A 13086-nucleotide genomic window follows, 5' to 3' on the forward strand; every position below is an offset into this window, starting at 1 on the left:
AATTGTTGCGGTGCGGACTTCGCCCGTTGGCGATTGGCTGTTTGATCTGTATTGGGCCATGTATCAAAAGCCCGGGCGCTCGCCGAAGGTCAGCCGCGCCCGATACATGGAAAGTCGCTATCGACATATCATGGCATCACAGAACACCCAATTGACTGAACTTGGCTGGAAGTCGTTTTTCAGCGCCCAACTCTCGGACGAGGAAATGGCTGGGTGCCTGCCCGTTCGAGTGACGGCGGTCCACCGTGGCAAGATTGCGGTGACCCGCGATGGCATCGAAAGTCTGATCGAAGCGCGCATTCCCGGGGCTGACGCGGAAGAGGACCGGCCCGCTGTTGGCGACTGGTTGCTGCTGGATCGGGAAAGCCTTGAACCGGTGCGGTTGCTGCAGCGCGCCAGCCTGTTCAAGCGGCTGGCAGCCGGAGGGCGCCAAAAGCTGCAGGTGATTGCGGCAAACGTTGATACGCTGTTCATCGTCGCTTCGTGCAATCAGGATTTCAATGTCGCGCGGCTTGAACGCTATCTTGTGCTGGCGCGTGAGGTGGACGTTGCGCCAGTTCTCGTCCTGACCAAGATGGACCTCACCGACCGGCCGGAGAGCTTTATCGAAAAGGCCCGCGCGCTTGGCCCGGATCTGGTGGTGGAAACCGTCAACGCCCGCGATGCGGCAAGTGTTGCCCGCCTCGCCAAGTGGTGCGGAATTGGCCAGACTGTCGCGCTGCTGGGGTCTTCGGGCGTCGGCAAATCGACATTGGTAAACACGCTCAGAGGCTCTGACTGCCTTGCCACGCAAGCTGTGCGTGAAGAAGACGGCAAGGGGCGGCACACCACCACAGTCCGCCAGATGCATCGGCTGGAACAGGGTGGATGGCTGCTCGATACACCAGGCATGCGCGAGTTGCAGCTTTCGGAAGCAGCCACAGGCCTTGCCGAGGTTTTCGACGACATCGTGGAACTTGCGCTGACCTGCCAATTTACAAATTGCGCGCATGAAGGCGAACCGGGCTGCCAGATTCAGGCCGCGCTGAAGCAGGGAACGCTGGACCTCGCTCGCCTTGACCGCTGGCGCAAGCTGGCTTTGGAAGACGCGACAAATTCGGCAACGCGCGCAACCCGGCGTGACCGCGCCGACGCTGCCGAGAGCAGAGGGCGCGCGCCTTCAAACACTTCAGGCAAGCGGCCACGGCGATAACGCCGGGCTGCGCAACACATTCAAATTACGGAGACTTTATGGCTGACCTCTATCTCAAGGCCCTCGAAGCAGAGCGCAAAAGCCTGTGGGCGACATGCCGCCTCAAAGGCTTGGCCAAGGACACGCCTGAACGCGTCCGCATTCTGGATCTGGACGGGTTGATTGCCGAACACAAAGCCAAGAAAAAGCCCTGAACTGACAGATTGATCGCAAGCTGCATCTGCCGCAGTGCTGCTCAGGCGCGCTGACGTGGTGCGCCGAGAGGGGGCGTGATGCAGGTTTGCGTGGTGGGCGCCTCCGGAACGATCGGGCGGGCTACCGTGGCAGCGCTGGTGGCGCACGGGTATGCGGTTACGTGCCTTGTGCGCCGGCATGATGCTTCGCTTGCCGCACAAGCGGATGTTATCGAAGCTGAGGTTTCAGACCCTGCCGCCTTGGCCGCCGTGTTTGCGCAAGGCCGGTTTGATGTCGTCGTCTCCTGCCTTGCATCGCGCACCGGGGTGCCTGCCGAAGCCTGGGCTGTGGATCACCGCGCCAATCTGCACGTGCTTGAAGCGGCCCAGCGATCAGGCGTGCCGCATTTCATTCTGCTATCAGCCATCTGCGTGCAAAAGCCGCTGCTGGCGTTCCAGCATGCCAAACTGGCATTTGAGGCTGCGCTGGCGGCATCGGGCCTGCGTTACAGCATCGTGCGCCCGACCGCGTTTTTCAAATCGCTGTCGGGGCAGATCGAGCGGGTGCGCAAGGGCAAGCCCTTCCTGATCTTCGGCAATGGCGAATTGACCGCGTGCAAGCCGATCAGCGACCGCGATCTGGCCGAATATATCGTCGGCTGCCTGAACGACGAAACCCGCTGGAACCGCGTGCTGCCCATCGGCGGACCGGGTGAAGCGATCACCCCGCGCCAACAGGGCGAGGCGCTATTTTCCATGCTGGGCCAGCCACCGCGCTTCCGCTCCGTTCCGCTTGCACTGCTCGACACCATTGGCATGGCGCTGGGCCTGTTTGGCAAGGTCATTCCGGGGCTGGCGGCCAAGGCAGAACTGGCGCGCATCGGGCGCTATTATGCCAGCGAATCCATGCTCGTGCTTGATCCCGCAACCGGGCGCTACGACGCTGCGGCCACGCGCTCCACTGGCACCGACACGCTGTTCGATTACTACCGCGAGGTGATTGACGGCAGTGCAACGCCGGAACGGGGGGACCACGCAGTTTTCTGACGCCGCGCTTTTTGCTGGAAACGATCATAGTTGATTGTTATTGATCGTTTACAAAGAACATAGGGAGAGCGCGCTTGGATTCGGGCGCAACAATCGTCATCGATCTTGGCAAGACGCTGAGCAAGGTCAGCCTGTGGGACGCAGGCGGGCATATGCTCGACCGTCAGGTGCGGGCCAACATTCCGCTGGAAGTGGGCGGAATCCGCCGCCTTGATGCGCCTGCCATCGGGGCGTGGCTGCTTGATACGCTTGGGCGCTTTGCCGATGTGCCGGTTTCGCGGATCGTGCCGGTTGGCCACGGTGCGGGTGTTTGTGCGTTGATCGACGGCGCGCTGGCTTTCCCTCCGCTCGATTACGAGCAGCCGGTACCGGAGGCGGTGCTGGCGGGGTATCGGGCGCAGCGTGATCCCTTTGCACAGACCGGATCGCCCGCCCTGCCCGATGGCTTGAACTTCGGCAGCCAGCTTTACTGGCTGGACCAGCTTCACCCCGACACAATGGCGCGCGCCACGCTGCTGCCGTGGGCGCAATATTGGGCGTGGTTCCTCACCGGAACAGCGGTGAGCGAAGTGACCAGTCTTGGCTGTCATTCGGACTTGTGGTGCCCCCAGGACGCAGACTTTTCCCCAATGGCCGAGCGCCGGGGCTGGGCAAGCCGCTTTGCCCCGATCAAGCGCGCTGGCGACGTGGTAGGCACGCTGCGGCCCGAGATCGCAGCCGCAACCGGTCTGTCGCCCGATGTGCAGGTGCTGGCCGGTCTGCATGATTCCAACGCGGCGCTCCTCGCCGCACGCGGGTTTGCCGAGATTGCCGATAACGAAGCCACCGTGCTTTCCACCGGCACATGGTTCATCGGTATGCGCCTGCCTGCCACACCGGTCGATACCACTGCCCTGCCCGAAGCGCGCGATTGCCTGGTCAATGTGGACGTCCACGGACGGGCAGTGCCCTCTGCCCGCTTCATGGGCGGGCGCGAGATCGAGACGCTGATCGAGATTGACACGCGCCGCGTGGACATCAAGCCGGATCAGCCCGCGCTGCTTGCCGCTGTGCCCGAAGTGCTGGGCCGGGGCCGCATGATCCTGCCCACGCTGATGCGCGGCTTTGGCCCTTTTGCGCAGGGGCGCTTTGGCTGGATCAACCGGCCCGAAGACTGGTTTGAACGCCGTGCTGCCGCCTGCCTTTATGCCGCGCTGGTTGCCGATACCGCGCTGGACCTGATCGGCGCTTCTGACCGCCTGCTGGTGGAGGGCCGCTTTGCCGAAGCCGAAGTCTTCGTCCGCGCGCTGGCATCGCTTCGTCCTGACACGGCAGTCTATACCGCCAACGCGCACAACGACGTATCGTTCGGCGCACTCCGCCTGATCGACCCTACGCTGACACCGCAGGGCCAGCTTGTCCGTGTGCAACCGCTGGACGCCGACCTTAGCAGCTATCGCAATCGCTGGCAGGCCGAGGTTGCCGCCTCTGCCGAAAGAACCGCTGCATGATCGCCGCCTCGATCCCCGATTTCCGCGAACTTGCCCGCCGCCGCCTGCCGCATTTCCTGTTCGAATACATCGATGGCGGATCGTACAGCGAGACGACGCTGAAGCGGAACGTCGAGGATCTGCGCGACATTGCCCTGCGCCAGCGCGTGCTGCGCGATGTGGCAGACCTCGATCTTTCGACCGAACTGTTCGGCCAGAAGCTGCGCCTCCCCGTTGCGCTCGCCCCCATCGGCCTTGCGGGCATGAACGCGCGGCGCGGGGAGTGTCAGGCCGTGCGCGCAGCGGAAACTGCGGGGATTCCGTTCACGCTCTCCACCGTCTCGGCCTGCTCGCTGGGTGAAGTGGCAATGGCGGCAACGCAGCCCTTCTGGTTCCAACTTTATATGACGCGCGACCGTGGCTTCGTGCGCGAATTGCTGCAGGAGGCGGTGGAGCTGCAATGCTCCACGCTGGTGTTCACGGTGGACATGCCGGTGCCGGGCAGTCGCTACCGCGATTACCATTCGGGCCTTGCCGGAGCTGCTGGCATGACCGGAGCGATCCGCCGCGCAATGCAGGGCGCGATGAAGCCTCGCTGGGCGTGGGACGTGGGGGTAATGGGCCGCCCGCACGCGCTGGGCAACGTGGCGCGCAAGCTGGAAGGCAAGACCGGGATCGAAGACTTCTTTGCGTGGATGCGCGGGAATTTCGACAGCTCGATTTCATGGCGCGATCTCGATTTCATCCGCTCAGAATGGAACGGCCCGCTGGTCATCAAGGGCCTGCTCGATGCCGAAGACGCAGTGGAAGCCGCCAACCTTGGCGCAGACGGGATCGTGGTTTCCAACCACGGCGGGCGGCAGCTTGATGGCGTTCCTTCCACCGCGCGCGCCCTGCCCGCCATTGCCGATGCCGTGGGCGACCGGTTGACTGTGCTGGCCGATGGCGGCGTACGCTCTGGGCTGGACGTGGTGCGGTTGCTGGCGCTGGGGGCCAAAGGCGTGCTGCTGGGCCGCGCGTGGGTGTTTGCGCTGGCCGCCAATGGACAAGCCGGTGTCGAACACATGCTGCGCCTGATCGAGGCGGAAATGCGGGTCGCCATGACGCTGACCGGCGTGAAGAACATCAGCGAGATCGACCGCTCGATACTCGTAAAACCATAAAAACAAGGGACAGGATCGATGGGCGCGAACCCCGCATTGGGCGTACTATTCCACTGGATCGGGGGCTTCTCCTCAGCCAGCTTCTATGTGCCCTACAAGCGTATCAAGCTGTGGTCGTGGGAAGTGTTCTGGCTAGCGGGCGGCCTGTTCTCGTGGTTGATCGCCCCGTGGTTCTTCGCCTCGGTCCAGACCAACGACCTTCTGGGCGTGCTGTCCGCCACCCCGCGCGAAACGCTGCTGTGGTGTTGGTTCTGGGGCGCGATGTGGGGCTTTGGCGGGCTGACCTTCGGCCTGACCATGCGTTACCTTGGCTTGTCGCTCGGCATGGCAGTGGCGCTGGGCCTTACCACCGTGATCGGCACGATGGGGCCGCCAATTTTCGACGGCACACTGGGCCAGATCGCAGCGACCAACAGCGGCAAGCTCACCCTGCTGGGTATTGTCATCACGCTGATCGGCATCGTCGTCGTTGCCCGCGCTGGCAGCGCCAAGGAGGCCGATCTTGGCGGCGCACAATCCGAAGGCGTGGCTGAGTTCAACTTGCGCAAGGGCCTGCTGATCGCGACTTTCTCGGGCATCATGTCAGGCTGCTTTGCCTGGGGCCTTGCCGCCGGGCAGCCGATCCGTGATCTGACGCTGGCTGCAGGGACAGACCCGCTCAGCCAAGGTCTTCCCGTGCTGTGCGTTGTTCTGGCTGGCGGGCTGACCACCAACGCTTTGTGGTGCGCCTACCTGCTGTGGAAGAACCAGAGCTTCGGCCAGTTCTTCGGCGCAGCTTCACCCGATGCGTCCCCCGGCCAGAAGCCTAACCTCTTGGCCAACTGGCTGCTGGCGGCGCTGGGCGGCACGTTGTGGTACGGCCAGTTCTTCTTCTACACGATGGGCGAAAGCCAGATGGGCGCTTACGGCTTTTCCTCATGGACGCTGCACATGGCATCGATCATCCTGTTCTCCACGCTATGGGGTTTTGCACTCAAGGAATGGACCGGAAGCTCCCAGCGCACGCGCCGTCTGGTGTTCAGCGGGATCGGTCTGCTGGTGGGCGCGACTGTGGTGATAGGCGCTGGCAACATGCTCGGCACGGGTGCATAAGCGGGTCGCAAGGAGACGACAGGCAAAATGCACGCAGCGGAACGGGAACGACGGATATTCGAGGCGCTGCGCCCCACCGGCTTCGTCAGCTATCGCGATCTGGAGGTCATGCTGGCCGCCTCCCCGGCAACGATCCGGCGTGACCTGACCCGGCTTGAGGATGGTGGCCAGATCGTGCGCGTTCATGGCGGGGCCAAGCTGCCCGAGGGCGAAGACACCAGCGGGCCGCGCCTGATGGGCACCCCGTTCGACCAGTCGATCACGCAAAACCTGTCTGCCAAGCAGGCCATCGGCAAAGCCGCCGCCGCGTTGTGTACGCCCGGCGAAGGCGTGATGATCGATGGCGGCACCACTACGCTGCAGATGTGCCCGCACCTTGATGGGCTGGGCCTGCAAGTGCTCACCAACTCGCTGCACATCGTCAACGCGCTGCTGCCGCAAACAGGCACGCGCATCTTGCTGCCATCGGGCGCAGTGTTCCGTGAACAGAACATCATCCTTGCTCCGGCGGGCGAGGAATCGATGCCCCGCTTCCACGCCCCGCGCCTGTTCATGGGGGCCGCCGCCATTGGCCTGCAAGGGGTGATGCAGGCAGACCCGGTCTTGGTCGCTGCCGAGCGCCGCCTGATCGACCGCGCCGAGGAAGTGATCCTGCTGGTAGACAGCAGCAAGTTCCGCAGCCAATCGGGCACCATCGTGTGCGGGCTGGACGAGATCGATATGGTGATCACCGACAGCAGCGTAGCGCCGGATACCGCGCAAAGTTTGCGCGACGCCGGGGTCAAGCTGGTGGTGGTGTGATTACTGCTTCTGATCGTGCATCGCGGCCCTGCTCCTTCATCGCAGCATAGGCCGCGTCGCGGGCGTCAGGCGAAAGGGACTGAAGATACTGGCTTGCCTGCCTGAAGGTCAGGAAAGGCACGCCATCAACCACCACCGGAACCGTTCGGCCGTTGTAAATCCGCCGCAGCAAACGCCGTTGCGGCCTGCTCAGCGCGTGATCATCTTCCGTGATTTCCATTTTTGGGCCTATAGGGCACGGCGTGGCGAAGTGGCCACTGAAACATTTGCAATGCCCGTCGTGGCAAAAGGGGAAACGATGACCGCGTCATTCACAGCGGAAGAAATGTGCGAGCACTTTGCCCACTGCGTTCAGGTTCTTGGCGGAACCACATCTGCCTCCCGGCGTCTCGGCATAGATGAACGCGCCATCCGCCGCTTCATTTCGGGTGAGCGCCCCATCGGCCCCGGCCTTCTCAATGACGCCGCAAAAGCGTTGCGCGTGCTGATTGATGAAGCAACGGTGGCAGAAGCCCGTATCACTGTTGCCTTGGGCTGATCGACCGACAAGAACAGCTGAACCGCCCCGCTTTAGCAAAGCACAAATGGGGAGACCTTGGCTTACCTCGAATACCGCTTCACCAGCACGTCTGCTGCGGCGCAAACGTCTGCCCAGGCCAGTTCGAAATCCTCTTCATCGCCGTAATACGGATCGAGCACCGCTGTGCCCTTGCGCCCCGGCACAAGGTCCATCAGCAGGCGTACTTCGGCAATGTGGCGCGAAGGTTCGATGCGGCGCAGGTCTTTCAGGTTCTGCGGATCGAGCGCGAAGACATGACCGAACTTGTGGAAGTCCTCTTCCGTCACCTGCCGGGCACTATAGCTTGAAATATCAAGCCCGTACTTGCGCGCAAGCGCTACCGCCCGTGGATCGGGCGGACGGCCTACGTGCCAGTCCCCGGTTCCGGCGGAATCGATGGTGATGGCAACACCTGCGGCCACAGCCCGCGCGCGCAGGGCCGCTTCGGCCAGTGGCGATCGGCAGATGTTGCCAAGGCAGACGAACAGAACCGAAGGTTGACTCACAGGATCACGATACCTCGCTGACAGGGTCTCCCCATGCCGATCAGGAACGGATCCTCTCCCGCATCGCAGCAAACACGTTACGTGACAAAATGTCCAGCCAATCTGGATGAATTACCGTAGGTCTACGATCTCGACAGACGGCAAAGGCATTGCGCCGGGTTGCTCTGACCAGTGCTTCATGTTCAGAACCCCGCCATCGGCGCGAAGCGATGCGATCAGTGCAATATCCACGTCTGCAAAGACCCACTGGCTGACGCCCTCAACACCTGTCGCCAGCACGCCATCGGCAGGCATACCCCGATCCGGCGGGCCATAGATCCCCGCCGCCCCGCGATTGATGTCCACCGCCGGAGACCACGCCGCCTCGCCCACCGTGGGCGATTGCACCGCATAGCACTGCCCTTCCAGCGCCCGTGCCTGTGCTCCCAGACGCACGCGCCAGTATCCATGCAGCGAATCCGTGCAGGACGGCACCAGCAGTACATCCGCTCCGGCCTCTACACAGGCCCGCGCCAGTAGTGGAAATTCGGCGTCATAACATATGTTTACCGCAAGTTTTCCGAGCTGCGTATCAAACACCCGCAGCACCGAACCCGCAGCAATATGCCACTGTTCCCGTTCAAACCGCGTCATCACCAGCTTGTCCTGCGTGCCCACCTTGCCATTCGGCGCAAACAGCCGCGCGGCATTGCGAAAGCGCCCGTCGGCATCCTTGCGCGGGGCAGATGCTGCCAGAATGTGCATGCCGGTCTGCACCGCAAGCGCTGCGTGCAGGGCATCCACACGCGGCAACAAAGCTGAAACCGTTTCAATGGAAAGCGCCAGATCGCCCATCGTTTCAGGATCAAGGCTCGCCAGTTCCATCGCCCCATATTCAGGGAACACAGCCAGCGATGCCCCCGCCACAGCTGCATCCTCCACCCAGCGGGTCAGCTTGGCGGCATAGGCATCCCAGCCATCAAACAGATCAATCGGGTATTGCGCGGCGGCAATCGTGAAGCTCACCATTGCCGCAACCAGTACTGCATCGTGTTCATCCGCTCCGCGTCATCGCCGTGCTCTTTCCACGCCAGTTCGGTCATCAGCCCTTGCACCGGAGCATAGCCCCGCTTGGTCCAGAACGGATCGAGCGGAGTGTAATCCGCTGGCCTTGCCGGATGATCCGCCGCCCGCATCACCGCAGCAAAGCAGGCCGCATTGGCCCCGCAAGCCTGCGCCTGCGCCTCGCGGTGATCAAAGAACGCATGGCCGATCCCTGCCCCGCGATATTCGGGCAAAAGCACGCTTTCGCCAAAATAGAACAACCGCGAAGTGTCGATCCCCCGTGCGTCGAACGGGCTGCGGAACTCCGCTTTCTGGTGCATCATCGGTGCCGCCGTCGCCGCACCCACAATCCGCGCCCCATCAAACGCCGCCACCAGCACCGCCTCGGGCGCACTGGCATATTCGGCCAGATATTCCGCTTCATAGGCCGCATCGCCATCGTAAAGATAAGGCCATGCCGCAAAAACCGTGATCCGCAACTGCGCCAGATCGCCAAGCGCCGCCGCGATCTCATCGCCGGTCAGCGGCCTGACCGAAATCGCCATCAGCCGACCACCTGCTTCATCCAGTCAGCCAGATTGTAATACATCGTCAGCCGCGTGATCTTGCCATTTTTGATCGCCAGAAACGCCCCGGCTGGCAGGACATACGTCTGGCCGTTCGCTTCGGGCAGCCCTTCATCCGTGGCCAGATAAGCCCCATGCACCACGAACTCTGCCGCGGCGCGCGTGCCATCCTCGTTCGCCATCAACACGATGTCGTCCAGCCGTTCCTTGTAGCACCGCTCCATGTGGTCAAGGAATTCCGCGAACGCAGCCTTGCCCGCAACCCGCTCGCCCTGGTTCACGTCATGCGCCACATCGTCGCTCAGGCAATCGAGCATGCCCTGCCAGTTCCCCGCATTGAACGCAGCGTAATAGCGGGCAAGCAGGGCAATCGCATCTGCTTGATTCCACAAGGGGCGGGCGGCAGGGCTGGTCATATTCCGGGTCTCCTTTGCCGTAAGTTAGCGCAGCTTCACCCGCGCTGTCAGCACCGCTGCCGGAAATGCAGCAACCCTCCTTTGCAAAGATGGCAGAATTCATTTGCGGCAAGGACTTGCACCAGCCACAAACTGGTTTCATCCGCAACGCTCTAACCGAAGAGTTCCCTGTACATGCGCCGCATCCTGCCCTTCATCGCGCTTGCCTGCTCGCTGCCCGCTCATGCGCAGGATGCCGCAAAGCCCGCCACTATCGAAGCTGATGGCGCGCCCTCAGTGCCGATGGCGCTGGTTGAGGCGACACGGCCCTACATGGAATTCCGCACCGCAGGCTTTCTTGGCTGGAACCCGGTGGACAGGTCGATGCTCATTTCCACCCGCTTTGCGAATGTGGCACAGCTTCACAAGGTGTCCGGCCCGCTGATGGCCCGCCGCCAGATCAGCTTCGAAGCCGAGCCGCTGGGCGCAACATATGCGCCCAGCGATGGCACGCTGGTGGTGCGCAAAGACAAGGGCGGTGACGAATTCTTCCAGCTCTACACACTCAAGAACGGCAAGCTCACCCTGCTCACCGATGGCAAAAGCCGCAACGAACCCGGCGTGTTCAGTGATGATGGCAAGTGGTTTTCCTACACCTCCACCCGCCGCAACGGCGTCTCGTCCGACATCTACGTCGTCGATCCGCGCGATCCTGCAACCACGCGCATGCTGGCAGAAGTGCCGACCGGCGGCTGGGCGCTGACCACGTTCGCACCTGATGGCAAGAGCGCCATCGTGGGCGAATACATCTCGGTCACCAAAAGCAATCTGTGGAACCTTGATCTCACCACCGGCAAGCGCACCGCCATTGGCGACCACAAGAAAGCCGTCGCCTATTCCGGCGCAACTTACGCCCCCGATGGCACGCTGTGGGTAACGAGCGACGAAGGCTCCGACTATCAGCGCCTCGGCACGATAGACCTGAAGACCGGCAAGTTCACCCCGCGCGCGCCGGATGCGCCCGGTGACGTGGAAGGCTTCAGCATCGCCAAGGACGGCAGCTTCATCGCCTATGACTTGAACGAAGCTGGCCAGTCCAAACTGCGCCTGCTCGATCCAAAGACCGGCGCGGTGCGCGATGTGGTGGCTCTGCCCGCGGGCGTCATCGGCGGACTCGAAGTCGCGCCGTGGGGCACCATCGGCCTCACCCTGTCCTCGGCCAAAGTGCCTGCCGATGCCTTCGCGGTCGATCCTGTCACGCTCAAGGTCACGCGCTGGACCGAAAGCGAAACCGGCGGACTTGACCCTGCCGCCAATGTCGAACCTGAATTCGTCCAGGTCAAAAGCTTCGATGGCGAGGCCGTCACCGGCTTCCTCTATCGCCCCGATCCGGCGAAGTTCCCCGGCAAGCGCCCGCTGATCTTCAACATCCACGGCGGTCCCGAAGGCCAGTCCACCCCCGGCTTCAAGGGCCGCACCAACTACCTGATCAACGAACTGGGCGTGGCCGTGTTCTACCCCAACGTGCGCGGCTCATCCGGCTTCGGCAAGCGCTTCGTCAGCCTTGATAATGGCGCGTTCAAGCGCGAGGATTCGGTCAAGGACATCGGCCCGATGCTCGATACGCTGTCTGCCGATGCCGCCATCGATCCTGCCCGTATCGCGGTGACCGGCGGCTCCTACGGCGGTTATATGTGCTACGCTGCGGCCATCCGCTTTGGTGACCGGCTCAAGGCCGCAGACTGCATCGTGGCGATCAGCAACTTCGTTACCTTCCTTGAAAATACGCAAGGCTACCGCCGCGATCTGCGCCGCGTGGAATACGGCGACGAGCGCGATCCGAAGCAGCGCGCCAAACTCGCCGAAATCTCGCCGCTCACCAGCGTGGACAGGCTGACCATCCCGCTGATGGTCGTCACCGGCGCAAATGATCCTCGCGTTCCCAAAAGCGAGGCCGACCAGATGGTCGCCGCCGTTCGCGCCAAGGGCCGCCCCGCGTGGCACATCGTCGGCCTCAACGAAGGCCACGGCTTTGCCAAAAAGGAGAACGCAGATTACCAGTTCTGGACCGAAATCCAGTTCTGGCAGCAGCATTTGCTCGGCCAGAAGTAAGGTCACGGCGCTTGGGGGGCGCCCCGTCCCACCGCAATTGCACTTTTGCCCATGTTCGCCTATGGGCCAGATGAACGCCCCGGCGCTTGCGATGGATTCGCCCCCATCGCGATGCCGGGGTTTTGTATTCTGGCCGGGAATTTGCACCCGGCGCCGTGCAGGAAACATGATGATGTCTCGTCGCCGCCAGATCTACGAAGGCAAGGCCAAGATCCTTTACGAAGGCCCCGAGCCGGGCACGATCATCCAGTATTTCAAGGATGATGCCACCGCGTTCAACGCGCAAAAGCGTGGCACGATCAACGGCAAGGGCGTGATCAACAACCGCATCAGCGAGTATGTGTTCACGCGCCTCGCCCACATCGGCATCCCCACCCACTTCATCCGCCGCCTGAACATGCGCGAACAGCTGGTGCGTCAGGCCGAAATCATCCCGATCGAAGTGGTCGTGCGCAATATCGCCGCAGGGTCCATCTCCAAGCGCCTCGGCATCGAAGAGGGTGAGCCGCTGCCGCACACCCTGATCGAATACTACTACAAGGACGATGCGCTGGGCGATCCGCTGATCGCCGAAGAACACATCGCCTGCTTCGGCTGGGCCAGCAGCGAGGAAATGCAGGACATTTCCAGCATGGCGATCCGCGTCAACGATTTCCTGTGCGGCATGTTCGCGGCCATCAACATCAGCCTCGTTGATTTCAAGCTTGAATTCGGCCGCATCTGGGACGGCGACTACAGCCGCGTAATCCTGGCCGACGAAATCAGCCCCGACGGCTGCCGCCTGTGGGACATGACCACCGGCGAAAAGCTCGACAAAGACCGCTTCCGTCAGGATCTCGGCGGCGAAGAAGAAGCCTATCAGGAAGTCGCGCGCCGGTTGGGCCTGCTGGAAAACGACGGCGGGCCGAGCGAAGTGTTCGACCTCGGCGCACATCGGAAGCTGCGCGGGAAGAAGTAAGGTTTCGGC

Annotated in this window: 15 protein-coding genes; 10 read left to right on the forward strand and 5 right to left on the reverse strand. The window is 62.6% G+C overall.

Annotated features, from left to right (window positions below):
• Positions 1-130 precede the first annotated feature (130 nt).
• From rsgA to Q8R81_RS02995, 7 genes are all read left to right on the forward strand, one after another.
• Positions 131-1192 (forward strand): ribosome small subunit-dependent GTPase A, encoded by a 1062-nt coding sequence (rsgA, locus tag Q8R81_RS02965; protein WP_305615954.1) that lies wholly within the window; start codon positions 131-133, stop codon positions 1190-1192.
• Positions 1193-1230: 38 nt separating this feature from the next.
• Complete coding sequence (locus tag Q8R81_RS02970; RefSeq protein ID WP_305615955.1) at positions 1231-1386, forward strand: hypothetical protein; 156 nt, start codon at positions 1231-1233, stop codon at positions 1384-1386.
• A gap of 93 nt (positions 1387-1479) precedes the next feature.
• Positions 1480-2412: an NAD(P)H-binding protein gene (locus Q8R81_RS02975; protein WP_371135298.1), complete on the forward strand. Its 933-nt coding sequence runs from the start codon at positions 1480-1482 to the stop codon at positions 2410-2412.
• Positions 2413-2486: 74 nt separating this feature from the next.
• Positions 2487-3902, forward strand: a complete 1416-nt coding sequence (locus tag Q8R81_RS02980; protein ID WP_305615957.1) for an FGGY-family carbohydrate kinase — start codon at positions 2487-2489, stop codon at positions 3900-3902.
• Positions 3899-5044, forward strand: a complete 1146-nt coding sequence (gene lldD / locus Q8R81_RS02985; protein WP_305615958.1) for an FMN-dependent L-lactate dehydrogenase LldD — start codon at positions 3899-3901, stop codon at positions 5042-5044. Before Q8R81_RS02980 ends, lldD begins: the two co-directional genes overlap by 4 nt.
• A gap of 18 nt (positions 5045-5062) precedes the next feature.
• Positions 5063-6136 (forward strand): L-rhamnose/proton symporter RhaT, encoded by a 1074-nt coding sequence (gene rhaT / locus Q8R81_RS02990; protein ID WP_305615959.1) that lies wholly within the window; start codon positions 5063-5065, stop codon positions 6134-6136.
• Positions 6137-6163: 27 nt separating this feature from the next.
• Positions 6164-6937, forward strand: coding sequence for a DeoR/GlpR family DNA-binding transcription regulator (locus Q8R81_RS02995; protein ID WP_305615960.1), 774 nt, complete (start codon positions 6164-6166; stop codon positions 6935-6937).
• Here Q8R81_RS02995 and Q8R81_RS03000 read toward each other — a convergent pair.
• The gene (locus Q8R81_RS03000; protein WP_305615961.1) at positions 6918-7157 is read right to left on the reverse strand and encodes a hypothetical protein; all 240 of its coding nucleotides are present in this window, start codon (positions 7155-7157) and stop codon (positions 6918-6920) included. The two genes, Q8R81_RS02995 and Q8R81_RS03000, sit on opposite strands and share 20 nt — an antisense overlap.
• 78 nt (positions 7158-7235) lie before the next feature.
• On the opposite strand from Q8R81_RS03000, the gene Q8R81_RS03005 reads away from it, so the two are divergent.
• Positions 7236-7475: a helix-turn-helix transcriptional regulator gene (locus Q8R81_RS03005; protein ID WP_305615962.1), complete on the forward strand. Its 240-nt coding sequence runs from the start codon at positions 7236-7238 to the stop codon at positions 7473-7475.
• Between the two features lie 62 nt (positions 7476-7537).
• Here Q8R81_RS03005 and Q8R81_RS03010 read toward each other — a convergent pair whose 3' ends face one another.
• The 4 genes from Q8R81_RS03010 to Q8R81_RS03025 all read right to left on the reverse strand — a co-directional run bounded on the left by Q8R81_RS03010 (position 7538) and on the right by Q8R81_RS03025 (position 10028).
• Positions 7538-8002 (reverse strand): low molecular weight protein-tyrosine-phosphatase, encoded by a 465-nt coding sequence (locus Q8R81_RS03010; protein WP_305615963.1) that lies wholly within the window; start codon positions 8000-8002, stop codon positions 7538-7540.
• A 111-nt stretch (positions 8003-8113) separates the two neighbouring features.
• Positions 8114-9010 (reverse strand): carbon-nitrogen hydrolase family protein, encoded by an 897-nt coding sequence (locus tag Q8R81_RS03015; protein ID WP_305615964.1) that lies wholly within the window; start codon positions 9008-9010, stop codon positions 8114-8116.
• Positions 9004-9591 (reverse strand): GNAT family N-acetyltransferase, encoded by a 588-nt coding sequence (locus Q8R81_RS03020; protein WP_305615965.1) that lies wholly within the window; start codon positions 9589-9591, stop codon positions 9004-9006. The genes Q8R81_RS03015 and Q8R81_RS03020 overlap by 7 nt, the downstream gene beginning before the upstream one ends.
• Complete coding sequence (locus Q8R81_RS03025; RefSeq protein ID WP_305615966.1) at positions 9591-10028, reverse strand: ketosteroid isomerase-related protein; 438 nt, start codon at positions 10026-10028, stop codon at positions 9591-9593. Before Q8R81_RS03025 ends, Q8R81_RS03020 begins: the two co-directional genes overlap by 1 nt.
• A gap of 174 nt (positions 10029-10202) precedes the next feature.
• Between Q8R81_RS03025 and Q8R81_RS03030 the strand changes: the two genes are divergently transcribed.
• The gene (locus Q8R81_RS03030; RefSeq protein WP_305615967.1) at positions 10203-12119 is read left to right on the forward strand and encodes a prolyl oligopeptidase family serine peptidase; all 1917 of its coding nucleotides are present in this window, start codon (positions 10203-10205) and stop codon (positions 12117-12119) included.
• A gap of 172 nt (positions 12120-12291) precedes the next feature.
• The gene (gene purC, locus Q8R81_RS03035) at positions 12292-13077 is read left to right on the forward strand and encodes a phosphoribosylaminoimidazolesuccinocarboxamide synthase (protein ID WP_305616096.1); all 786 of its coding nucleotides are present in this window, start codon (positions 12292-12294) and stop codon (positions 13075-13077) included.
• Positions 13078-13086 lie beyond the last annotated feature (9 nt).

Origin of the sequence: Novosphingobium sp., assembly GCF_030696665.1 — a bacterium.
GTDB lineage: Bacteria > Pseudomonadota > Alphaproteobacteria > Sphingomonadales > Sphingomonadaceae > Novosphingobium.